Here is a 23,441-nt window from a genome sequence, read left to right as displayed (position 1 = left end):
TCCGTTAAAGTGCACTGCAACATAACTCGGATGCCGACCGCCAGGGCCGGCAGCGCGGGCGCAGGGCAAAGGCGTTGATTTGGCCCCTTTGCCAGTCGCCGGTGCAGCGGTTCCGGGTGTATCGGGGGTACCGCAATGTTCTATCAATGGTATGAAATGACGCATGCGGCGTTGAGCCCGGCCCGGGCGATGGCCGATGCGACCCGCCTCTACTACAAGAATCCCGTCAATCCGCTCACCCACACCCATTTCGGCCGCACCATGGCGGCCATGGCCGAGGTCTTCGAGCGCACCACGCGGCGCTACGGCAAGCCGGCATTCGGGATCGAGACCGTTTCGGTCGATGGCGTGCGTGTCCCCGTCCACGAGGAGATCGTCTGGCGCCGCCCGTTCGGCCAGCTGCTGCACTTCGTCAAGGAATCCAAGAGCAAGTACCAGCCCGGCCCCAAGCTGCTGCTGGTCGCCCCCATGTCCGGACACTACGCAACGCTGCTGCGCGGCACGGTGGAAGACATGCTGCCCAACCACGACGTCTACATCACCGACTGGAACGATGCCCGCATGGTCCCGATGACCGACGGGCGCTTCGACCTCGACGACTACGTCGACTACATCATTTCCATGCTGCACCGGCTGGGCGGCGACACACACGTCATGGCCGTTTGCCAGCCGTCCGTTCCGGTTCTGGCCGCGGTCGCCGTCATGGAAGCGCGCAAGGATCCCTACACGCCGAGCACCATGACGCTGATGGGCGGGCCGATCGACACGCGCATCAACCCCACCGCGGTGAACCGCCTTGCCGAGACCCGCGATCTCGACTGGTTCCGCCGCAACGTCATCATGAAGGTGCCGTTCCCGCATCCCGGTTTCATGCGTGACGTCTATCCTGGCTTCCTGCAGCTGTCGGGCTTCATGTCGATGAACCTCGACCGGCACATTTCCGCCCACCACGACATGTTCAACCACCTCATCGACGGCGACGGGGACTCGGCGGAAAAGCACCGCGAGTTCTACGACGAGTACATGGCGGTGATGGACCTGACGGCCGAGTTCTACCTGCAGACGGTGGAGACCGTGTTCATCGAGCACACGCTGCCCAAGCGCACCATGAAGCACCGGGGCGAGCTGGTCGATTGCAGTGCGATCACGCAGTGCGCGCTGATGACCGTTGAAGGCGAGCGCGACGACATTTCCGGCGTCGGCCAGACCAAGGCCGCCCACGAGTTGTGCGATAGTCTCCCCGCCGAGAAGAAGGTCCACTACATGCAGCCGCGCGTTGGCCACTACGGCGTGTTCAATGGCTCGCGCTTCCGCTCCGAGATCGCGCCGCGCATATCAGACTTCATCCGGTCCAACCAGTCGGGCACATCCGTCCCCCGAAAGGGTGGCGGCAAGCTGCGCGAAGTGACCGCCGCCGCGAAGCCCGAATAACGTTGGCAAACGGTGCAAATCCGCCGTTTCCGCACCTTGCGGGAACGGCGTTTGCGGGCGTTAAGGTCTTGCAAACGGTGCTCATCATCCCCATCTCGAGGATCAGTCACTGATCCCTGCGGAGATGGAGTTTCATGAAACAGTTTCCGATTCGTCCGGCCTGGACGCCGCTGAATATCCTTCTGATGATCGTCGGCTTCATGGTGTTCTGGCCGCTTGGCCTCGCCATGATCGCCTGGATCGTCTGGGGCGACCGCATGATCGACAAGGTGCAGGATGCAGAAGTGAAATGGCATTCGCGCAATTCCGGCAACGCCGCCTTCGATGAATACCGTCGCGCCGAACTCGCCAAGCTTGAGGAAAAGCGCCGCCAGCTCGACCGCGAAGGTGAGGAGTTCGAGGCCTTCCTTCGTGAGCTGCGCTCTGCGCGCGACATGGAAGAGTTCGACAACTTCATGGCCAAGCGCCGCGCAGGCGGTTCGTCCACGATGCCGGACGAAGGCTCTGCCGCGCAGCCGGCCTGACAGCCCGTTTCATCCCGAGACTTCAAGCCGCCGGTTTCCTGAGGAGCCGGCGGCTTTTTGTCATGCCGTGCGAATGGGCCGGTGGCAGGATGGCGACCATGATTCGAATGCTGAGAAAGCTGCGCCAGCCGGCAAAGGCGATCCTCGAGGAGGGGCATGTCGTGATGCCCGTTCGCGGCGAGGACGTGCGCGTGACCGTGCGCCGGTCCGCGCGCGCCACCCGCTACGGGCTGCGGATCGCCAACGCCACCGGCGAAGTGATCCTCACGGTGCCGCGCACCGGCGATTACGACCAGGCGATCCGGTTTCTCGAAAGTCATGAAGGCTGGCTGGCGGGAAGGCTCTCGCGCCGCCCCGGACCGGTGCCCTTCTCGCACGGGCAGAGCATCCCGTTTCGCGGCGAACAGCACACGATTCTGGCCACCGGCAAGGCGCGCGGCGTGGTCGAGGTGCGGCAAGGCGAAGAGGGGCCTGAGCTTTCAGTGCCCGGCAGCGCCGAGCACATGCCCCGCCGGTTGAAGGACTGGCTCAAGGAGCAGGCCCGCGAGGACCTCGCCGAATGCGTCGCCGATCACGCGGGCAAGATCGACGCGAAACCCGGCCGCATCACTGTGCGGGACACGGCATCACGCTGGGGATCATGTTCCTCGAAGGGCGGGCTGTCGTTCTCGTGGCGGCTCATTCTCGCGCCGCCCTTCGTGCTGGACTATGTCGCGGCCCACGAGGTCGCGCATCTCGAGCACATGAACCATTCCTCGCGCTTCTGGGCGCTGACGAAGCGGCTGTTCCCCGAGACCGACCGGGCGGAAGCCTGGCTCAAGCAGCACGGTCGCGACCTGCACCGCTACGGGCGCGATGACTGACATCCCCGCCATGCGCGGGGATCGCTTGTGCGTTCACGTGCCCTGTTCCACAAGCACGCCATGAAGCTCAAGCCCGACACGATCGCCATGACGGTGACCCTCGGCCTGCTGACCGCGCTCGGTCCGCTGGCGACCGACATGTACCTGCCCTCGCTGCCCGCGATGGCGCAGAAGCTAAATGCCGACATCCCGCAGATCCAGCTCACGCTGTCCGGCTTTCTCGTCGGCTTCGCACTCTGCCAGATAGCCTATGGCCCGGTGTCCGACAGGCTCGGCCGCCGCAAGGTGCTGGTCTTCTCTCTGCTGGCCTTCACTGTCGCCAGCGCCGCCTGCACACTGGCTCACAGCGTCGAGATGCTGGTGGTCGCCCGATTTGCGCAAGCGTTGGGTGCCGGTGGCGGTGTCGTCATCGCGCGCGCCGTGGTGCGGGACCTGTACGACGCCGACCGCGCGGGCCAGGAACTCGCCCTGATGGGAACGATCCTCGGCATCGTGCCGCTCTTCGCCCCCACGCTCGGGGCGCTGCTGCACGAGGTTTTCGGCTGGCGCTCCAACTTTGCGGTCATGGCAGGCTTTGGCCTTGCGGGCGCGGCCTTCATCCACTTCGCCATGCCCGAAACGCTCAAATTCGAGTTCGTGCGACCGGCGACGCTGCGCAGCATCGCAGCGGATTTTGCAGCTTTGGTCCGCAACCCGTTCTTCCGCGTCTATCTGGTCTTCGCCTGCTGCGCCTATGGCGGGCTGTTCAGCTTCCTGTCGGCGTCGTCCTTCGTGCTGCAGCAGGTCTACGGCCTCAGCCCGATGACGTTCGGCATCGCGTTCGCCTGTCCGGTGCTCGGCTACATGGCTGGCACGCTCGCCGGTCGGCGCATCACGCGCCAGCGCGGCATCGACGGCACGATTGCGCTCGGCGCGCTGACCTTGCTCACCGGCGGGCTGCTGGCGGTGGCGCTAACTGAAACGGCGGCGCCAGGTACGCAGGCCTGGCGGTTGCTGGTGCCCTCGGCGATCTACTTTGCCGGCGTCGGGCTGGTTCTACCGCAGGCGCTGGCCGGTGCCATGACGCCCTTCCCGGAGCGCGCAGGCACGGCGTCTTCGCTCGTCGGCTTCACCCAGATGAGCGTGGCCGCCATCATCGGCATCGTGGTGTCGGCGAACCTGTCGTCGGATGCGCGCGCGCTGACCATCGCGCTCGCCGTCATGGGCAGCACGGCCTTCGCCGCGCACCTGGCCAGCCGGCGGATGCGCGCAGGCGTCCTGCCGCGCTGAGCGTTATTTCGGATCGAGGGAAAAAGCATTGAAGGCAGGGCCGGCAACCGGCCCCGCCTGATGATCAGCCGCCGAAGATTGAGCGGAAGATACCGCCGATCACGCCGCCACCATTGCCACCGCCGTTGCGCCGAACCTGCTGGCGCTCCTGGCCGTCGATCACGATGGCCGCATCGTCGTTGGCGCGCGCGCCCGGTGCCTGTTGCCCCGGCTCGAGCCACGGCAGGCTCTCGTCGACGGCCAGCGCCGTGCCTTCGCTCGGAATGTATTCGCCCGGCAGCATGGCGACGGGGAAGCCTTCGTGGGCACCGGCCATGAACTCGTTCCAGACCATCGCCGGAAGGTTGCCGCCGGTCACCTTCTTCATCGGGGTGCGATCGTCATTGCCGATCCACACGCCGGTGACGAGGTCGGCCGTGTAGCCGACGAACCATGCGTCGCGGAAATCCTGCGTCGTACCGGTCTTGCCGGCGGCGGGACGCCCGTCCGGCAGGATTGCGCGGCGCGCGGTGCCGTCGGAGACGGTCATCTGCATCATGTAGTTCATCGCGCCGACGGTCTGCTCCGAAAGCACCTGGCCGAGCGGCGGCACGTCGCGTTCAAACAGCACCTTGCCGTTCACGTCGCGGATTCGGGTGATGATGTGCGGCAGAACCTCGAAGCCGCCATTGGCGAGCGGCACGTAGGCGCGGGTCAGCTCGTAGAGGCTGACTTCCGAAGTACCCAGCGCCAGCGACAGGTTGGGCTGCATCTCTGAATCGATGCCCATGCGCTGTGCGGTCTGGATGATCGCCTTGGGGCCGACCTCGTCGGTCAGTTTCACCGACACCGTGTTGATCGACTTCGACAGCGCATCGGCCAGCGTCATCGGCCCGCGATACTTGCCGTCGTAATTCTTCGGCGCCCAGTCACCGTACTGGACGGGAGAATCCGCCCGCAGCGTGTCCGGCGACATGCCGTATTCCATGGCGGTCGCGTAGACGAACGGCTTGAAGGCCGAACCCGGCTGGCGCTTCGCCTTGATGGCGCGGTTGAACTGGCTGATGGCGTAGTCGCGCCCACCGAGCATCGCGCGCACCGCGCCCGACGTGTCGATGGTCATCAGCGCGCCCTGCTGCGCGCCACGGTCTGCGCCCTCGGTGTCTAGGATGTGCGTCAGCGCCTTTTCGGCGAGCTTCTGCAGGCGCGGATTGACGGTGGTTTCCACGATGATGTCGTGCTTCACCTCGCCCAGCAGGCGGGTGGTCTCTTCCATCACCCAGTCGGCGACATAGTTGCCCGGTGCGTGGCGGCCCGCGCCCTTGACCTCGGCGGTCTGGATCAGCGCGTTCTTGACGTCGTTCTCGCTCACGTAGCCCGCGGCCTGCATGGCCAGCAGGACGGTGCGCATGCGCGCATTGGCGCGTTCGGGATTGTTGGTCGGCGCGTAGCGGGACGGGGCCTTGAGGAGACCCGCGATAGTCGCGGCCTCGGCCAGCGTCACGTCGCTTGCGGGCTTGGAATAGTAGGTCTGTGCGGCGGCTTCCACGCCGGTCGCGCCTTCGCCCAGATAGACCCGGTTGAGATACATTTCCATGATCTCGTCCTTGGAATAGGTCCACTCCAGCCAGAAGGCGAGCAGCAGTTCCTGGATCTTGCGCTCCATGGTGCGCTCGTGTTCCAGGAACAGGTTCTTGGCCAGCTGCTGCGTCAGCGTCGAGCCGCCCTGCACGACGCCGCCGGCCCGGAAGTTGACCGCCATCGCGCGGGCAAGGCCCAGCGGGTCGATGCCGAAATGCTCGTAGAAGCGCCGGTCCTCGATCGCCATCACCGCCTGCGGCAGGTAGTTGGGCAATTCGAACAGGCGCACGGCCTCGCCGCCCGTCGGCCCGCGGTTGCCGATGAGCGTGCCGTCCATGGCGATGATCTTGACGTTGGCCGGGCGCTCGGGGATCGCCAGTTCGCTGGGGCTCGGCAGCGTGGTCGCGTAGTAGCCGAGCACGCCGGCAATCGCGAGGCCACCAAGGAAGGCAAGCGTCAGCGACAGCTGGACCAGCTTGCCGAACAGCCACCACCCGCCGCGCCGCTTCTGGCGCCTGCGGCGCTGGCCGCCTCCGTTTCCACGTCCGCCACCGCTGCCACGGCGCTGCGGCCCGGGGCCGCGCCCGCCATTGCCGCCGTTGCCGCGGTTGTTGCCGCCGCCGCCACCGCCGCCTTGCGGGGGACGCGGCTTGCCGTCGGCCGGCTTGCGCTTGCGGCGCGGCTCGTCTGACACGCTGACGCGATCTTCAGGGTAGAGACGGAAATCGGAATTCATACTGTGTGCTCTTGCGGGTTCGTGTGCCCGGGTCGGGTATGCCACACTTTGGCACCCCGGCAACAGGAGAGGCACTGACAACCAACCGGTACGCGATACCTGATCCGGTCCGGTCATCGGCCTTGGCTTGAGACGGAAATCCGATGCCGGAACACCCGGCGGCGGATTACCGGCGCGCCAGGCGCCCGCGAGTTGTGACGCTAATGGCGGCGATTTAAGGGCGGGTTAAAGCTAACCGCCGTTTGGAATAAATTTTTTCAAACGGTGTGGCGCGAAGACCCGAACTGCCGCGCGAGGTCATAGAAATCGCTGGCGACGAACTCCCAGTCCTGCGCCGGCTCAAGGTCGGTTGTCTGCCCCTGGCCATGTTCGTTGGCGCGCAGCACGAATGCGGTCTTTAGGCCGCAGGCGCGCGCAGCTTCCAGGTCATCGTTGTGGGCCGCGACCATCATGGCGCGCGCCGGCTCCACGCCCATGATCTCGCAGGCATTGAGGTAGGATTGCGGCACTGGCTTGTAGTGGCCGCAGACCTCCGCCCCGAGGATCGCGTCCCAGTGCAGGCCTGCATGGCGGGCCATGTCGGCGATCAGCCGCACGTTGCCGTTGGAATGGGCGCAGACGAGGGCGTGCTCGCGAAGCGCGGCCAGCCCGTTTGCAGCATCCGGCCAACCGTCCAGCCGGTGCCAGAACAGGTTCACCTCCGCGCGCTCGGCCTCGCCCAGATGAGACAAATCGAAATCGGCAAGGATCGCATCGAGGTTTTCACGGTGCAGCACGTCGAGGCGCACGTAGCCGCGAGTGCCGGCCCGCACTTGCTCCATGGCGGGCTGGTAGCGGGCGCGCCATGCGTCCGAAAAACCTGTCCAGTTGTCCGGCGTGCCGCCGAAGCGCCGCGATGCCTGCCGTGCGATGGAGCCGCGCCAGTCGACGACGGTGCCGAAGACATCGAACAGCAGGATGTCGGCTGGACTAGACATCCACCGTCGCGTTGAGTGCGTTGGTCTGGATGAAGTCGCGGCGCGGCTCGACGATATCGCCCATCAGCGCGGAGAAGGTCTCGTCGGCGAAATCGACTTCCTTGACCTTCACCTGCAGCAGCGAGCGGGCATCGACGTCGAGCGTCGTTTCCCACAGCTGGCCGGGGTTCATTTCGCCAAGGCCCTTGTAGCGCTGCAGCGAAAGGCCCTTGCGGCCGGTCAGCATGACCGCATCGAACAGCTTCGAGGGGCCGCGGATCTCCGTCTCGGTCTCCTTGCGGCGGAACATGGAAGGTTTGGCGAACACCTCCTGCAGCACTTCCGCGTGTCGGTCGAGCTTGCGTGCGTCCGCCGAGCCGAGGAAGGCCGCGTCGATCACGTAGGATTCCTTCACGCCGCGCAGGGTGCGCTCGAAGATGAAGCCGCCTTCTTCGGTCGGCCGCCCGGTCCAGCCCTGCTCGTAGCTGTCGGACAGCCAGTCGAGTCGCTGCGCGATATAGGCGGCTGCTTCCTCGCGCTCCTGCTCCGAGGCGCCGACTTCGGGGTTGAAGATGCCGGCGATGGCTGCCTGCTCGATCACGGTGCGGTCGTAGCGGCTGTGCATGCCGGCGAGGATGTGGGCGACGTCGCGGGACGCCTCGATGACGTGGCGCAGGTCGCCGCCGGTGCGCGTCTCGCCTTCGGCCAGCGTGAGGCTTGAATCCTCCATGCCCATGTCGATGAGATAGTTCTCGAGCGCCAGTTCGTCCTTGATGTACTGCTCGGACTGGCCCCGGCGCACCTTGTAGAGCGGCGGCTGGGCGATATAGAGGTGCCCGCGCTCGATCAGTTCCGGCATCTGCCGATAGAAGAACGTCAGCAGCAGCGTGCGGATGTGGCTGCCGTCGACGTCGGCATCCGTCATGATGATGATCTTGTGGTAGCGCAGCTTCTCGATGTTGAAGTCGTCGCGCCCGATGCCGGTGCCAAGCGCCGTGATGAGCGTGCCGATTTCGTTGGACGACAGCATCTTGTCGAAGCGCGCGCGCTCCACGTTGAGGATCTTGCCGCGCAGCGGCAGCACCGCCTGGTTGGCGCGGTTGCGCCCCTGTTTGGCGGAACCACCGGCCGAGTCGCCCTCGACGATGAACAGTTCGGACTTCGCCGGATCACGTTCCTGGCAGTCGGCCAGCTTGCCGGGCAGGTTGGCGACGTCCAGCGCGCCCTTGCGCCGTGTCAGTTCGCGGGCCTTGCGCGCGGCTTCACGCGCGGCGGCAGCTTCCGCGACCTTCGACACGATCTGGCGTGCCTCGCTCGGGTGTTCCTCGAACCACTGGTTAAGACCCATGTTAACGACATTCTCCACCACCGGGCGAACCTCGGAGGAGACGAGCTTGTCCTTGGTCTGGCTGGAGAACTTCGGATCGGGTACCTTCACAGACAGAACGCAGGTCAGCCCCTCGCGGCAATCGTCGCCGGCGAGGGAAACCTTTTCCTTCTTGGTGATGCCGGAGGCTTCGGCATAGCCCGTCACCTGCCGCGTCAGCGCACCGCGAAAACCGGCCAGGTGGGTGCCGCCGTCGCGCTGCGGGATGTTGTTGGTGAAGCACAGCACGGACTCGTGGTAGCTGTCGTTCCACCACAGGGCGACTTCCACGGTGATGCCGTCCTTCTCGGCCTTCAGCATGATCGGCTTGTCGATCAGCGGGTGCCGCGCACGGTCGAGATAGCGGACATAGGCTTCCAGCCCGCCCTCGTAGATCATCACTTCCTTGCGCTCCTCGACGCCGCGATTGTCGATCAGCTCGATGGTGACGCCCGAATTCAGGAACGCGAGCTCGCGCAGGCGGTGCTCCAGCGTGTTCCAGTCGAACTCGACCTGGGTGAAGGTTTCCTGGCTCGGCTTGAACGTCACCTTCGTGCCGGTGCGCCCTTCCGCATCGCCCGTCACCGCCAGCGGGGCTTCCGCCACGCCGTGCTTGAAGCGGACCGCGTGTTCCTTGCCGTCGCGCCACACGACGAGGTCGAGCTGGCTCGACAGGGCGTTCACAACGGACACGCCGACGCCGTGCAGGCCGCCGGAGACCTTGTAGCTGTTCTGGTCGAACTTACCGCCGGCGTGCAACTGGGTCATGATGACCTCTGCCGCCGACACCTTCTCTTCCGGGTGCAACTCGACGGGAATGCCGCGCCCGTCGTCGGTGACGGTCACCGAACCGTCGGCGTTCAGCACCACGGTTACCGCAGAGGCGTATTCCGCGAGCGCCTCGTCGATGGCGTTGTCGACCACCTCGTAGACCATGTGATGCAGGCCAGAGCCGTCATCCGTGTCGCCGATATACATGCCCGGGCGCTTGCGAACCGCATCGAGGCCCTTGAGGACCTTGATGGAGGATGCGCCATAGTCGGAGGCGCCAGTTTCGGCGGCGGATGAATTCGACATTGGGACCTATCGTCTCTGGGCAGCGGGAGGCGGATTGCGCGCGGTCGTCAGGCCCGGTGCGAGGCATTGCGGGCGGCGGCGAGCGGGCGAACCCTTCCGACGCCAAAACCTGCAAGAAGAATCAAACAGATAATAGCATCTTTGGGCCATATTTTGGCAAGCTTTCCGGGCCGTTTGCGCGCCTTCCGGGCGCGAGCGTGAACGAGCCGTTCACCCCCAGGGCGAAACCGTGCCGGACGCCACCTCGAATGTCTGCGCATCGGCTTCAATCGCAGCAAAAAGCGCCCGATCCGTGCCGGTCATCCAGGCCTGGCATTGCAGGGAATTCAGCCGGTCATAAAGGGCTTCGCGCCGCAAATCGTCGAGATGGGCTGCAATTTCGTCCAAAAGCAACAACGGTGGCCGCTTGCCCGGCGACCTTTGCGTCACGATCCGCGCGTGCGCCAGGGTCAGCCCGATCAGCAGCGCCTTCTGTTCGCCGGTGGAAGCCAGCGCCGCCGCGATGCCCTTGGGCGCGTGGGTGACGCCAAGGTCGCTGCGATGCGGGCCGGACAGCGTGCGCCCTGCCGCTGCATCCTGCCCGCGCATCGCGCCAAGCCGCGCCCGGTAGGCGTCCTCCGCCTGCGTCGCCGACAGCGAGCCGAGGTCGGCTTCGATCTCGCCCTCGATGGCGATGCCGAAAGCCGGGAACATGTCGTCGCCGCGTGTCGCTTCCGCAGCCTCTGCCAGCAGCCCCACCGTCTCGGACCGTGCGGCGGCAATCGCGATGCCGGATTCAGCAAGCTCCCCCTCGATGGCATCGAGCCAGCGCGGATCGGGGTTCATGTCGGCAAGCAGGCGGTTGCGCTGGCGCATGAGGCGTTCAAAGCGCGAGGTCTGGGCGGCGTGCGCGCCGTGCAGCGCGACCGTCAGCCGGTCGAGGAAGCGACGCCGGTCGCCCGCAGGGCCGGTGAAGAGCCCGTCCATGGCCGGCGTCAGCCACAGGCATGTCACGTGGTCGGCAAGGGCGGTGACGGGCTGTGGCTCGCGCTCGATGCGCACGGTGCGGGTGGTGGTGGCCTCCGCACCCGCCTCGATGCCGGTGCCGATGCGCACCGGGCCGTTCAGCCCGTCGACGTCTGCGGCGACCGCCCATCCTCCGGACCCGTTTGCGCGCGCAAGCTGGCCGAACTGCGTGCGCCGCAGGCCGCGTCCCGGCACAAGCAGGGACACCGCTTCGAGGAGGTTGGTCTTGCCCGCTCCGTTCGCCCCGGTGAGAACGACCGGGCGCGCGTCGGTGTCGAGCGTCAGGTGCGCGTAGTTGCGGTAATCCGTCAGGCTCAGCCGCGTGACGGCGATGGGCTGTCCGCTCACACCCGCATCGGCATCAGCACGTAGAGCGCGGAGGCATCGTCACCGTCGCGCACCACCGTCGGCGAGCCGGGATCGGACAGTTCGAACCGCGCGTCGGAGGCTTCCAGCTGGTTGGCGATATCCAGCAGGTAGCGGGCGTTGAAGCCGATATCGATGGAATCGCCGTCGTAATTCGCCGCGATTTCCTCCGTCGCCGTGCCGGAATCGGGATTGTTCACCGTCAGCACCACCTGGCCGTCGCCGAGCGACAGCTTCACGGCGCGCCCGCGCTCGGTGGAGACGGTGGACACGAGGTCGACCGCCTTCTCGAAGCTGCGGGTATCCACATTCAGCACCTTGTCGTGGCTGCTGGGAATGACGCGGCTGTAGTCGGGGAAGGTGCCGTCGATCAGCTTGGAGGTGAGGATCACCGAGCCGATCGTGAAGCGGATCTTGTTGTCGGAGAGCTCGATGGTCAGCTCGGCGTCGGACGCCTCGATCAGCCGATCGATCTCCGCGACCGCCTTGCGCGGCACGATGACGCCGGGCATGCCGTCGGCGCCGTCGGGCGCGGTGATGTCGACGCGCGCCAGCCGGTGGCCGTCGGTCGCGACCGCGCGCAGCACCTTGTCGCCGTCATCGCCGTCCGTGCAGTGCAGGAAGATGCCGTTGAGATAGTAGCGGGTCTCTTCGGTCGAAATGGCAAACTGCGTCTTGGCGATCAGCCGCTTGAAGGCACCGGCTTCCAGCGAGAAGCGGTTGTCCATGTCGCCGGCGGTGAGGTCCGGGAAATCGGCCTCGGGCAGCGCCTGCAGCGTGAAGCGCGCGCGCCCGGCTTCAAGCTGGACCGAGGTGGCGTCGTCGCCGCTGGTCAGCGAAACCTGCGCGCCGTCCGGCAGCTTGCGCACGATGTCGTAGAGCGTGTGGGCGGGAACCGTCGTCGCGCCGGGCTGCTCGACCTGGGCTGCCACGGATTCGGTCACTTCCAGGTCGAGGTCGGTGGCGCGCAGGCGCAGCTCGCCGTTCTCGGCCTTCAGCAGCACGTTGGACAGGATCGGGATCGTGTTGCGCCGCTCCACGACGCGGTGCACGTGGGTCAGGCCCTTCACGAGGGCCGCTCTTTCGAGGGTGACGCGCATGGCTGTCTCCGCAACGCTGGATGCCTGAGCGGGCCGGGCAGATCGCCGGCCCGGTTCCCGGGCGGGAAAGACCTCTTGAACGCGCCATGCCGCAACGTCAGTGGCGGGTGTGGCGCATTGCGCGTGCATCGCGCGAGGGGACGCAGAATTTGCCCGCTCGCGTCCGCGGTTGCAAGCCCCGCCAAGCGCCGGGAAGTGGCGAAAACGTGCCGCGAAGCCTGCAAGTGGAGCTGAAGGGGGTGAAACGGGCCGCCTATTCGTCCCGGTCGGCCTCGTCCTCGATGCGGCGGCGCAGTGATTCGATCTCACGGCGCATCATCTCGTCCTTGGAAATCAGGCCCTCGATCTTGCGGATCGCGTGCAGCACTGTTGTGTGATCCCGGTTGCCGAAGCGCTTGCCGATATCGGGCAGCGAGCGCGGCGTCATGGTCTTGCAGAGATACATCGCGATCTGGCGTGGACGCACCACGGCCTGCGTGCGGCGCTCGGAGACGAGGTCCTGCCGGCTGATCTTGTAGACCTGGCTGACGATCTTCTGGATCCACTCGATCTTCACCGGCCGGCTTTCGCGCGCGACCATCAGGTCGCGCATCAGCATCTCGGCCTTTTCCACCGTCATCTTGTCGCTGCAATGCATCGCATTGTGGCACAGCCGGTTGAGCGCGCCCTCGATGTCGCGGCCATTGCTCGACAGGTTGCGGGCGATGAAGGCGACCACGTCCTCATCGAGATCGAGCGAGGGGTTGTCCCGCGCAACCGCTTCCAGCCGCTTGTCGAGGATGTCACGGCGCAGCACGGCATCCGGCGCGCCGACTTCCAGCGCAAGGCCACCGGCGAGCCGCGACTTGATGCGCTCATCGAAGCCTTCGAGGCGTGCGGGCGGACGGTCGGCCACCACGACGATCTGCTTGCCGCTTTCGACCAACGCGTTGATCGTGTAGCCGAATTCCTTGTGCGTGCTCTTGCCCTGGAGGAACTGCAGATCGTCGATCAGCAGCAGGTCGCCGGTGCGCAGCATGGTCTTGAAGGCGACCGTGTCGTTCTCGCGCGCCGCCGACACGAACTTCAGCATGAACATGTCGGTCGACAGCAGGCGCACCTTGCGATGCGGGGCCTTGTTGCGCACTTCCCAGGCGATGGCGTGCAGCAGGTGGGTCTTGCCGCGCCCCACGCCGCCATGGATGAAAAGCGGGTTGTAGCGCGGCGCAACACCGTCGGCGGCATTGGCGATCTCGTTTGCCGCGGCGCGCGCCAGCGTATTAGTCGGCGCGGCAACGAAGCTGTCGAAGGTCAGGCGCGGGTCGAGCGGAATGCCGTCACTGGAACTGGAGCGGTTGCGGCCCTCGGTGGCAATGGCCTCGGCGCGCGATTTCGCAGCCTGCTTGGCCTCCTGCACGGCTTCTGCCTGCGCGGCGGCCTGGCCGGGACGGCGAAGCCGCAGGTCGATGCCGGTCACTTCCGCGCGCTCTTCCTGCCACATGGCGGAGATGCGGGTCTGGTAGTTATCGCGGATCCAGCTGCGCAGGAACGGCGTCGGCACCGAGAGGATGGCGCTGTCGTTATCGATCCCGTCGAACTTCAACCGGGCAAACCAGCTCTGGAAAACGTTGTGACCGAACTCCGCGATGAGCCGCTTCAGGATACGGTCCCACGCCGCCGCGTAATCGGTGCCAGAACTGCCGGAGCCCCCTCCGGCTGAGTTGCCATGCTTCACGTGTTTGCCTCCTGTGTTTTCGGTCCATTCCGCGGGCACGGGCTGATGCCGGGCAGAAGCCCCCAACTGCACGACAGCGCTCATGACTGCACCCACGGAAGGCCCGCCGCCTTCCATCCACTGACGCGACCGCGGTGCCGCTCGGCATCGAGATCGCCCTCAAATCCGTCTGAAACATTGAAACAACTGGAAAAACCTGCCGCCGACATGGCGCGCGCCGCGTTCAGGCTGCGCGCTCCCGACCGGCAGATGAAATAAAGCCCGGTACCCTCGTCTGCGCCGCGGTTCTTCAATTCCGCAGCGAGCCGGGACGCAAACTGTGCGTCAACGTCCATGGCGGGGAATTGCTGCCATTCCATCAGGATAGGCTGCTTTCCCATTGCCGAGAGGTCCGCGATCCCGACAAACGACCATTCCGCCCGCGTCCGCACATCGATCAGCACGGCGCCGTCATCGGCTGACAGGGCGTCGTAGGCCTCGCGGGAGGGAAGCGCTGAAATTGCGTCCGTGGTCGTCATGGTTGATCGCTTTGCCTTCTCGGTGTGTGATGTCGTGTGGACACAATTCGACCGTTTGCGGGCCAGCTCTGGACCGCATCACGGACGCTTCACTTGATGTAATCGGTTACTTGACGTGCGGTAAAAACCGCGCGGGCCACCGGCGAGACGCCAGCTACGCGCCCAAAACGAAGTAGAAGAAAAACGGCTTGGGTCTAAAAGCGGAAGAATAAACAAGTCTCATTCGAGCCAATACCTCCCGTACAGCCAGAATAGGCTGCGCCCTACGACGTTAATCTTGGAAACGACAGTTGAAGTCCCCAACCGCCCAATGACCATAGCCAAGCGTCCGGACCCCCGCAACAGCCTGACGTGAAGATTCCGTTAACGCCTCCCAGCCCCCTCAAATCGGGGTCGCGAGGGCTCGAACCATAAGCGGTTGGAGTCTAATCAGGAATCGCCATCTGGGAGACCTCCGGACTGGTATCCCAGAGGGGCAAAAAAATTGAGTCACGCATCCGTAACGACCAACTGACTCACCGTCACGTCAGGTTGGTGGTCAGTGGCACCAGAGTCCAACTATATGATTTTATTAGAGTTTTTCTGTCACGGGACTGACACTCGGGGAACACGCTGATTCCGCAACGGAATTTGGCGCGGGGTCCTTTTCCCGGAGCGAAAAGACCGCGACAGCGCATCGCGCCTGGCGCGATTTTTTACTTGAAGACATGCCCTCTCATGCCATCGAACCCGTGCTGCAACGGAAGGCTCGGGCTCCGCTGCAGGCAACGCCAAAAACGCCGCGCGGACGGATGGCCGGCGGCGTCATGAATACTTCGAACAGTCCGGATGTGCGGCGGGTCGCCCCGCCAACCGGGCCTTACAGCGCGGAGACGCGCTTCGACAGGCGGGAAATCTTCCGGGCCGCAGTGTTGCGGTGGATGATGCCCTTCTGGCCGGCGCGCGCGATCTCCGGCTCCGCAGAGCGCAGCGCAGTGAATGCGGCGTCCTTGTCACCGGAAGTGATGGCTTCCTCGACCTTGCGAACCATCGAGCGCATGGAAGTGCGGCGCGACTTGTTGACCTCGGTGCGACGGGCGATCTTGCGCACCATCTTCTTGGCCGAGCGTGTATTGGCCATGTTTCGTCCTCGATCCTCGGCGTGCCGTCAGTGGCACGATCCAGATGCCGGATTGCGAAGGTGCCAGGCACCTCAAGCGCTCACCCGGAAATCTCGTTGATGCAAATACATGCGGCGGCTCGCAAGCAAGCCGCCGGTTGAGGAGAGCGTATAGCCCCACTGACGCCGCGCAGTCAACACGCGCGCGTGCCGCAATGCGGCTTGGAACGCGGGCTTTTGCCGGCTCGCCGGCCTCTAGCGGTTGCGGAACTGCGGACTGCGCTTTTCGGCGAACGCCGCCATGCCTTCCTTCTGGTCCTCCGTCGAGAACAGCGCATGGAACAGGCGGCGCTCGAAATGCACGCCTTCTGCAAGCGTCGTCTCGTAGGCGCGGTTGACCGATTCCTTGGCCGCCATCGCCGCGGCCCGGCCCATGTCGGCGATCTTCTGGGCCGTCGTCACCGCTTCCTCGATCAGGTCGTCGGGCTCCACCACGCGGCTGACGAGGCCAGAACGCTCGGCTTCCTCAGCATCCATCATGCGGCCGGTGAGGCACATTTCCATCGCCTTCGACTTGCCGACGAAGCGCGTCAGGCGCTGAGTGCCGCCGGCACCGGGGATGACGCCGAGATTGATTTCCGGCTGGCCGAATTTCGCCGTGGTCGAACACAGTATGAAGTCGCACATCATGGCCAGCTCGCACCCGCCACCCAGCGCATAGCCCGAAACCGCCGCGATCACCGGCTTGCGGGCGCGCGTGATGCGCTCCCAGCGCGAGATGAAATTGCCCAGGAACACCTCGGCAAACGTTCGGTCCTTCATTTCCTTGATGTCGGCGCCGGCGGCAAAGGCCTTCACGCTGCCGGTCAGGACCATCGCGCCGATGCGCTCGTCTTCCTCGAACTTGTCGAGCGCCTCGCCCAGTTCCTCGATCAGCGGAGTGGACAGCGCGTTCAGCGCGTCCGGGCGGTTGAGCGTGATGAGCCCGACATTTCCGCGCTCCTCGACGATGATGTGGTCATAGGCCATGAACGTTCGCTCCGGTCACGTTGCGCAGCGTTTCGTCCGCTGCGAAATTTGTCATCGACGCCACCATAAGGCGGCGGTTGGGGAATGAAAGCCCGCTCGCCTTCAACGCTGGCATGCCGGGCAGAAGAATGTCGAGCGGCCCGATTGCACGATCCGCTGCACGGTGCCGCCGCAGCCGGGTTTCGGGCAGGGCGCGCCCTCGCGGTCATAGACGGAAAAACGGTGCTGGAAATAGCCGAGCGACCCGTCGGTGCGCATGTGGTCGCGAAGCGTGGACCCGCCCGCCTCGATGGCCTCGGCAATGACCTCGCGCACGGCTTCAGCCAGCCTTGTGGAGCGGTCGGTCGCGTTGCCCCCGCGTCGCGCGATCGTTCCGGCCTTGCGGCGCGGCGAAAGCCCCGACCGGAACAGCGCCTCGCACACATAGATATTGCCGAGCCCCGCGATGATGCGCTGGTCGAGCAGCGCGGCCTTCAGCGGCGCGGCCTTGCCGACAAGCGCCTCCGACAACCAAGCGCCGTCGAGACGGTTGCCGGTCGGCTCAAGGCCGAGATCGCGGATCAGCGGGTGGGCCGCCATCTCGGGCGTTGTGATGAGGTCCATGTATCCGAAGCGGCGCGGGTCATTATAGATGACCTGCGCGCCCGGGCCTGCGGATGTCGCAAGGTCGAAGATGACATGATCGTGGGCCGGCAGCTTGCTGCGGGCATGGTGGAAGGCGTCTTCCCCGGTGACCTCGCCGGCGACGCGGAACGATCCGGACATGCCAAGATGCATCAGCAGCGTCTCGCCGCCGGATAGCTCCGCCAGCAGATATTTGGCCCGCCGGCCGAGCGAGACGACCGTCTGGCCCGCGATCCGCTCGGCAAAGCGCGGCGGAAAGGGAAAGCGCAGGTCTGCGCGGTTCAGCGTCACGCTGCGCACCTTCGCTCCGGCCATGACCGGTTCCAGCCCGCGCCTGACGGTTTCGACTTCGGGCAATTCCGGCATGATCGTATCTTCGTTAAACCCTTTCCGATTCAGCGCGGTTGCATACATAGCGCCGGGCGGGTCCATGCGCTATCGTCCCGCGCAATTGGCGGGCGAAAGCTCTCCTCACAGTCGCTTGAAACGCCAGGATTGATGACCATGCAGCCCAACGAGCGGACCCATTTCGGCTTTCAGGAGGTCGAGACCGGCGACAAGGCGCGCCTCGTCGGCGAGGTCTTCGACAAGGTGGCCCGCCGCTACGACCTGATGAACGATCTGCTTTCCGGGGGCCTTCACCGCGCCTGGAAAGACGCGATGGTGACCTGGCTCAACCCGCCGCGCGGCAATGCCGGTGCGCCCTTCCGCGTGGTGGACGTTGCCGGCGGCACCGGCGACATCGCGTTCCGAATTGCCGATACCAGCCCGCGCTCGGAAATCGACGTCATCGACATCAACCCGCAGATGCTGGGCGAGGGCGCGCGGCGCTGGGAAAAGCGCGGGCATGACGCGCACCTGCGCTTCACCGCGGGCGATGCGATGGCGCTGCCGCTGCCCGATTCCACGCGCGACGCCTACACCATCGCCTTTGGCATCCGGAACGTCACCGACGTGCAGAAGGCCATCGACGAGGCCTACCGCGTGCTGCGGCCGGGCGGGCGCTTCCTGTGCCTTGAATTCTCCGCCGTCGATACGCCCGGCCTCGACCGCATCTACGACCTCTATTCCTTCAACGTGATCCCGGCCATGGGCCGCGTCGTCGTCGGCGACCCGGAGCCGTACCGCTACCTGGTGGAAAGCATCCGCCGCTTTCCCGACCAGCAGACCTTTGCCAGCATGATCGAGAAGGCCGGGTTCAAGCGGGTCCAGTTCCGCAACCTCACCGGTGGTGTCGCGGCACTGCATTCCGGCTGGAAGATCTGAGGCGCACGCAATGTTCGGCCGCGATCTGATCTCGCTCATGCGGGCAGGCTACGTTCTGGCACGCGAAGGCGCCTTCGCGCCGGTGGATGCACGCGCGCTGCCCGCGGGCCCGCGCACGGCCATCACGCTCGCACGGCTGATCGAGCGCCGCGAGGGCGGGCGCCGGCTTGCCGGTGCGCTGGAGCGGCTCGGCCCGAGCTACGTGAAGCTCGGCCAGTTCCTTGCCACCCGCCGCGATCTCGTCGGCCAGCGTGTCGCCACCGATCTCTCCTCCCTGCAGGACCGGTTGCCGCCGTTCGACACCAGGGAGGCCCGCAAGGCCGTCGAGGATGAACTCGGCCAGCCCATCGAGGAGATGTTCGCCGAGTTCGGCGGACCGGTCGCCGCAGCCTCCATCGCGCAGGTGCACAAGGCCCGCCTGAAGGATGGCCGCGCCGTTGCCGTGAAGATCCTTCGGCCCGGGGTCGAGCGCCGATTCGCCCGTGACCTGCGCACCTTTGCCACCGCCGCCCGCCTCGGCGAGGCGTTCAGCGGCGAGGCGCGCCGCCTGCGCCTCAAGGCCGTTGGCGAGGAGCTTGCCCGTTCGGCCAAAATCGAGATGGACCTGCGCCTGGAAGCCGCCGCCATCGCCGAAATGGGCGAGAACACCAAGGACGATGCCGGTTTCCGCGTTCCCGCCGTCATCTGGGAGGCGACGGGCCGGCGCGTGCTGACCACAGAGTGGATCGACGGGCATCCGATGTCCGACCTCGAAGGCCTGCGCGCCTCGCACCACGACCTGCCGAAGCTCGCGGTCAATGCGATCCAGTCGTTCCTGCGCCATGCCATGCGCGATGGCTTCTTCCACGCCGACATGCATCCGGGAAACCTCTTCGTGGAACCGGACGGCACGCTGGTCGCAGTGGATTTCGGCATCATGGGCCGCCTCGGCAGCCGCGAACGCACGTTCCTTGCGGAAATCTTGTGGGGCTTCATCCGGCAGGACTATCGCCGCACAGCGGAAGTGCACTTCGAGGCGGGCTACGTGCCGCACACGCAATCGGTGGATGATTTTGCGCAGGCTCTGCGCGCCATCGGAACCCCCATTCGCGACCAGTCGGCCAGCGACATCTCCATGGCGCGTCTCTTGGCCCAGTTGCTTGAGGTGACGGAGCTGTTTTCCATGCGCACGCGGCCCGAACTGCTGCTGCTGCAGAAGACCATGGTCGTGGTGGAGGGCGTCGCCCGAAACCTCGATCCGCGCTTCGACATGTGGGCCTCGGCCGAACCCGTCGTCGGTGAATGGATCGCCCGCAACCTTGGGCCCGCCGGGCGCATCGCGGGAGCCGCAGATGGCCTCGGCACGGTGGCGCGCGTCGCCCAGCACGTGCCCAACCTGTTGCAGCGCGCCGAGCGGCTGGCGCAGGATTTTGCCGATGCCGCCGAGGAAGGCCGCCTGCGCGAACGCCAGACCAACCGGTGCCGCGACACCGCCTTGTGGATCGGGGCCGTCTCGCTGGCCGTGATCGCGCTGGCGCAGGTTTTCTGACAGTTTTGGGAACGGGCCGTCTGACATGGTAGAAAAGAGCAGAACCCGAACGGATCGCCGCACATGAACCTGCAATCCAAGCGCATCCTGTTGATCGTCGGTGGCGGCATCGCCGCCTACAAGGCGCTGGAGTTGATTCGCCAGCTTCGCAAGCGCGGCGCCAGCGTGCGCGTCATCATGACCTCTGCCGCCGGTGAATTCGTCACCCCGCTGTCGCTGTCGAGCCTGAGCGGCGATAAGGTCTATACCGATCTCTTCAGCCTCACCGACGAAGCCGAGATGGGGCATATCGAACTCTCGCGCGATGCCGACCTGCTGGTCGTCGCACCCGCCACCGCCAACCTGCTGGCGCGCATGGCAGCCGGTATCGCTGACGAACTGGCGACGACCGCACTGTTGGCAACCGACAAGCCCGTGCTGTGCGCGCCCGCCATGAACGTGCGCATGTGGGAACATGCCGCGACGCAGCGCAACGCCGAAACGCTGCGCGCTGATGGCGTCACCTTCGTCGGGCCGGACGAGGGCGACATGGCCTGCGGCGAGTACGGGCCAGGCCGGCTCGCCCAGCCCGATGCCATCGTGAGCGCCATCGAGACGCATTTCGCGTCTGCCTCGAAGGTCGGAAGCCTTGCCGGTCGCAAGCTGCTCATCACCGCAGGTCCGACCCACGAACCCATCGACCCGGTGCGCTACATTGCCAATCGCTCCTCCGGCAAGCAGGGCCACGCCATCGCAGCTGCTGCGGTTGCTGCCGGTGCGCAGGTCGTGCTCGTCACGGGTCCTGTCGCGTTGCCCGACCCGGCAGGCGTCACCACGATTCATGTCGAGTCGGCGCGCGAGATGCTCGCAGCCGTCGAGGAAGCGCTACCCGCCGATGCCGCCATCTTCACAGCGGCGGTTGCCGACTGGCGGCCGGATGCCGAAGGCGAGCAGAAGATCAAGAAACAGGCCGGTTCCGGCCCGCCGCAACTGGCGCTGACGGAAAACCCGGACATCCTTGCGAGCGTTGCCGCAGGCGACAAGCGTCCCGGCCTCGTCGTCGGGTTTGCGGCGGAGACGGAGAACGTCATCGCGCACGCCACCGCCAAGCGCGCGCGCAAGAAGGCAGACTGGATCGTCGCCAACGATGTGTCGCCGGCAACCGGCGTGATGGGCGGCGACACCAACACCGTGCATGTGGTCGGCGCGGACGGCGTTGAATCCTGGCCGCAGATGTCGAAGCGCGAGGTTGCCGAGAAACTTGTTGCGTGCATTGCCGAGGCGCTCGAGACCAGTCCGGCGGAAAGTGCGGCCAAGTGAGCGCGTCCCCGGTCGAAATCAGGTTTTCGCGGCTGGAGAACGGTGCGGGTCTGGACCTGCCGTCCTACAAGACAGCTGGTGCCGCGGGCATGGATCTTTGCGCCGCGCTGCCCGAGGGCGAGCCGCTGACGCTGGCACCGGGCGAACGCGCGCTGGTGCCCACCGGGTTCGCAATCGAAATACCGGAACACCACGAGGGGCAGGTGCGGCCACGCTCCGGCAATGCCCTGAACCGGGGCCTGACATGCCTCAATGCGCCCGGAACGATCGACTGCGACTATCGCGGGGAAATCGGCGTGATTCTCGTCAATCTCGACCAGAAGCCGCAGACCGTGACCCGCGGAGATCGTATTGCGCAGCTTGTTATCGCACCTGTCGCCCATGCTCGAATCGTGGAGGTGGATAGCCTCGGCGATACCGATCGTGGTGCCGGTGGTTTCGGGTCGACTGGGACGGGGGGTCCGTAACACCCCGCATTGCGCCGCAGCATGGACCCCAGTATTTGCAAGCTCTGCTTGTAAATTTGACCCAAGAGGAGCCGCGATGTTGTACTTGTCGCGAAAGTCCGTACTTGCGATCGAGGCGGTCGTCGATATCGCCCATCACAGCCGGTTCGGGCCAGTACCAAGCTGCGATTTTGCCGAGCGCATGGGCATTTCCCGCCGTCACCTGGAGCCGGTGCTGCAGGCAATGGTGCGCGAGGGCATCCTGAAGAGCATTCGCGGCCCGCGCGGCGGCTATGTGCTGGCGCGGGAACGCCGGCGCATCACCATCGGCAACATCGTGCGCGCCGCCAACTCGATCCGCGAGAGTGGCAAGCACGTGACGAGCAGGTTCTGCACGCAGATCATCGACCCCATCGTCGCGTCGGCATCGGCGGCGGCGGCGGAAAGCCTCGATTCCGAAACGCTGGAGGACATGCTCCAGCGCGCCGAAGAGAAAAAGCTGCTGCCCGCGCTCAAGCCGGCGCAGGATTTTGCTATTTAACTAAGCTTCTATGTGAATTATATATTTCTGCCTGGCCGAAGCGGTAAATATTGACGTTCCTCTCTGCGCACACGACATTGCCCGTAACCGGACAGCCGGATTGAACGCAGACGGGAGGAGCCTTCCAATGAACAAGCAGGATATCACGCAGCAGGTGCCGGGCCGCGGCCGCATCTATGATTCCATTACCGACACCATTGGTAATACGCCGCTCGTTCGCCTCTCCCGGCTGGGCAAGGCGCACGGCGCCAAGGCCGAAATCCTGGCCAAGCTCGAGTTCTTCAACCCGATTTCCAGCGTCAAGGACCGCATCGGCGTCGCCATGATCGACGCGCTCGAAGCCGAGGGTCGCATCTCCAAGGACACCGTTCTCGTCGAGCCGACGTCCGGCAACACCGGTATCGCGCTCGCCTTCGTGGCTGCCGCGCGTGGCTACCGCCTCATCCTCGTGATGCCGGAATCCATGTCGATGGAACGCCGCAAGATGCTGGCGCTGCTGGGCGCCGAGCTCGAACTCACGCCGGCCGAGAAGGGCATGAAGGGCGCGCTCGCCCGCGCCGCCGAGCTGGTCGAGACGATCCCGAACGCCATCATCCCGCAGCAGTTCCAGAACCCGGCCAACCCGGCCATCCACCGTGCCACCACGGCGGAAGAAATCTGGAACGACACCAACGGTGCGGTCGATGCCGTGATTTCCGGTGTCGGCACTGGCGGCACGATCACCGGCGTCGGCGAGGTGCTCAAGGGCCGCAACGACAAGATCAAGATCGTTGCGGTGGAGCCGGAAGACAGCCCGATCCTGTCTGGCGGTCAGCCCGGCCCGCACAAGATCCAGGGCATCGGCGCAGGCTTCGTACCGGAAATCCTCAACACCGACGTGATCGACGAAGTGGTGACGGTTGCCAACCAGACGGCCTTTGACCGCGCCCGCGAACTGGCCCGCGTCGAAGGCATCCCGGTCGGCATCTCGTCGGGTGCCGCGATTGCGGCTGCGCTGGAAATCGCCGCGCGCGATGACATGGCCGGCAAGAAGATCGTGGTCATCATCCCTTCCTTCGCCGAGCGCTATCTCTCGACGGCCCTGTTCGAGGGTCTGTGAGCGCGGCAACCTCGCAAAGCTTCTC

20 protein-coding genes are annotated in these 23,441 nt (G+C 65.6%); 10 read left to right on the top strand and 10 right to left on the bottom strand.

The window, feature by feature from the left end:
• The first annotated feature begins 135 nt into the window (after window positions 1-135).
• The 4 genes from ACKTEK_RS15855 to ACKTEK_RS15840 all read left to right on the top strand — a co-directional run bounded on the left by ACKTEK_RS15855 (window position 136) and on the right by ACKTEK_RS15840 (window position 4,087).
• Window positions 136-1,431, top strand: a complete 1,296-nt coding sequence (locus ACKTEK_RS15855; RefSeq protein ID WP_409166289.1) for a polyhydroxyalkanoate depolymerase — start codon at window positions 136-138, stop codon at window positions 1,429-1,431.
• Between the two features lie 134 nt (window positions 1,432-1,565).
• Window positions 1,566-1,955: a DUF2852 domain-containing protein gene (locus tag ACKTEK_RS15850; RefSeq protein WP_409166288.1), complete on the top strand. Its 390-nt coding sequence runs from the start codon at window positions 1,566-1,568 to the stop codon at window positions 1,953-1,955.
• 98 nt (window positions 1,956-2,053) lie between these two features.
• Window positions 2,054-2,818, top strand: coding sequence for a M48 family metallopeptidase (locus tag ACKTEK_RS15845; protein WP_409166287.1), 765 nt, complete (start codon window positions 2,054-2,056; stop codon window positions 2,816-2,818).
• A gap of 27 nt (window positions 2,819-2,845) precedes the next feature.
• Window positions 2,846-4,087, top strand: coding sequence for a multidrug effflux MFS transporter (locus tag ACKTEK_RS15840; protein WP_409166286.1), 1,242 nt, complete (start codon window positions 2,846-2,848; stop codon window positions 4,085-4,087).
• Between the two features lie 64 nt (window positions 4,088-4,151).
• On the opposite strand, the gene ACKTEK_RS15835 is transcribed toward ACKTEK_RS15840, so the two are convergent.
• The 10 genes from ACKTEK_RS15835 to mutM form a co-directional block, all read right to left on the bottom strand.
• Window positions 4,152-6,383: a transglycosylase domain-containing protein gene (locus ACKTEK_RS15835; protein WP_409166285.1), complete on the bottom strand. Its 2,232-nt coding sequence runs from the start codon at window positions 6,381-6,383 to the stop codon at window positions 4,152-4,154.
• A 257-nt stretch (window positions 6,384-6,640) separates the two neighbouring features.
• Window positions 6,641-7,360, bottom strand: coding sequence for a haloacid dehalogenase type II (locus ACKTEK_RS15830; RefSeq protein WP_409166284.1), 720 nt, complete (start codon window positions 7,358-7,360; stop codon window positions 6,641-6,643).
• On the bottom strand, window positions 7,353-9,782 hold the full coding sequence (gene gyrB / locus ACKTEK_RS15825) for a DNA topoisomerase (ATP-hydrolyzing) subunit B (protein WP_409166283.1): 2,430 nt from the start codon (window positions 9,780-9,782) through the stop codon (window positions 7,353-7,355). Before gyrB ends, ACKTEK_RS15830 begins: the two co-directional genes overlap by 8 nt.
• A gap of 210 nt (window positions 9,783-9,992) precedes the next feature.
• Window positions 9,993-11,135, bottom strand: a complete 1,143-nt coding sequence (gene recF / locus ACKTEK_RS15820) for a DNA replication/repair protein RecF (protein WP_409166282.1) — start codon at window positions 11,133-11,135, stop codon at window positions 9,993-9,995.
• Window positions 11,132-12,253, bottom strand: coding sequence for a DNA polymerase III subunit beta (gene dnaN / locus ACKTEK_RS15815; protein WP_409166281.1), 1,122 nt, complete (start codon window positions 12,251-12,253; stop codon window positions 11,132-11,134). Before dnaN ends, recF begins: the two co-directional genes overlap by 4 nt.
• A gap of 253 nt (window positions 12,254-12,506) precedes the next feature.
• Window positions 12,507-13,967 carry a chromosomal replication initiator protein DnaA gene (gene dnaA, locus ACKTEK_RS15810; protein ID WP_409166280.1) on the bottom strand — a complete coding sequence of 487 codons (1,461 nt, stop codon included), beginning with the start codon at window positions 13,965-13,967 and terminating at the stop codon, window positions 12,507-12,509.
• Window positions 13,968-14,047: 80 nt separating this feature from the next.
• A complete protein-coding gene (locus ACKTEK_RS15805; protein ID WP_409166279.1) occupies window positions 14,048-14,485 on the bottom strand; it encodes a rhodanese-like domain-containing protein in 438 nt (145 codons plus the stop codon).
• Between the two features lie 859 nt (window positions 14,486-15,344).
• Window positions 15,345-15,605: a 30S ribosomal protein S20 gene (rpsT, locus tag ACKTEK_RS15800; protein WP_409166278.1), complete on the bottom strand. Its 261-nt coding sequence runs from the start codon at window positions 15,603-15,605 to the stop codon at window positions 15,345-15,347.
• A 234-nt stretch (window positions 15,606-15,839) separates the two neighbouring features.
• Window positions 15,840-16,613: an enoyl-CoA hydratase gene (locus tag ACKTEK_RS15795; RefSeq protein WP_409166277.1), complete on the bottom strand. Its 774-nt coding sequence runs from the start codon at window positions 16,611-16,613 to the stop codon at window positions 15,840-15,842.
• 102 nt (window positions 16,614-16,715) lie between these two features.
• Complete coding sequence (gene mutM / locus ACKTEK_RS15790; protein ID WP_409166276.1) at window positions 16,716-17,603, bottom strand: bifunctional DNA-formamidopyrimidine glycosylase/DNA-(apurinic or apyrimidinic site) lyase; 888 nt, start codon at window positions 17,601-17,603, stop codon at window positions 16,716-16,718.
• Window positions 17,604-17,735: 132 nt separating this feature from the next.
• Between mutM and ubiE the strand changes: the two genes are divergently transcribed.
• The 6 genes from ubiE to cysK all read left to right on the top strand — a co-directional run bounded on the left by ubiE (window position 17,736) and on the right by cysK (window position 23,416).
• Window positions 17,736-18,503 (top strand): bifunctional demethylmenaquinone methyltransferase/2-methoxy-6-polyprenyl-1,4-benzoquinol methylase UbiE, encoded by a 768-nt coding sequence (gene ubiE / locus ACKTEK_RS15785; RefSeq protein WP_409166275.1) that lies wholly within the window; start codon window positions 17,736-17,738, stop codon window positions 18,501-18,503.
• Window positions 18,504-18,513: 10 nt separating this feature from the next.
• Complete coding sequence (gene ubiB / locus ACKTEK_RS15780) at window positions 18,514-20,031, top strand: 2-polyprenylphenol 6-hydroxylase (protein ID WP_409166274.1); 1,518 nt, start codon at window positions 18,514-18,516, stop codon at window positions 20,029-20,031.
• 63 nt (window positions 20,032-20,094) lie between these two features.
• The gene (gene coaBC, locus ACKTEK_RS15775) at window positions 20,095-21,330 is read left to right on the top strand and encodes a bifunctional phosphopantothenoylcysteine decarboxylase/phosphopantothenate--cysteine ligase CoaBC (RefSeq protein WP_409166273.1); all 1,236 of its coding nucleotides are present in this window, start codon (window positions 20,095-20,097) and stop codon (window positions 21,328-21,330) included.
• Window positions 21,327-21,797 (top strand): dUTP diphosphatase, encoded by a 471-nt coding sequence (dut, locus tag ACKTEK_RS15770; protein WP_409166272.1) that lies wholly within the window; start codon window positions 21,327-21,329, stop codon window positions 21,795-21,797. Before coaBC ends, dut begins: the two co-directional genes overlap by 4 nt.
• A 76-nt stretch (window positions 21,798-21,873) precedes the next feature.
• Complete coding sequence (locus tag ACKTEK_RS15765; RefSeq protein ID WP_409166271.1) at window positions 21,874-22,317, top strand: RrF2 family transcriptional regulator; 444 nt, start codon at window positions 21,874-21,876, stop codon at window positions 22,315-22,317.
• A 127-nt stretch (window positions 22,318-22,444) separates the two neighbouring features.
• A complete protein-coding gene (gene cysK, locus ACKTEK_RS15760; protein ID WP_409166270.1) occupies window positions 22,445-23,416 on the top strand; it encodes a cysteine synthase A in 972 nt (323 codons plus the stop codon).
• The last annotated feature ends 25 nt before the right edge of the window (window positions 23,417-23,441 follow it).

The sequence above is a fragment of the Tepidamorphus sp. 3E244 genome (genome assembly GCF_046159835.1).
In the GTDB taxonomy this organism is placed as follows: domain Bacteria; phylum Pseudomonadota; class Alphaproteobacteria; order Rhizobiales; family Tepidamorphaceae; genus JACKJK01.
This window is presented reverse-complemented; position numbering and strand designations above follow the sequence as displayed.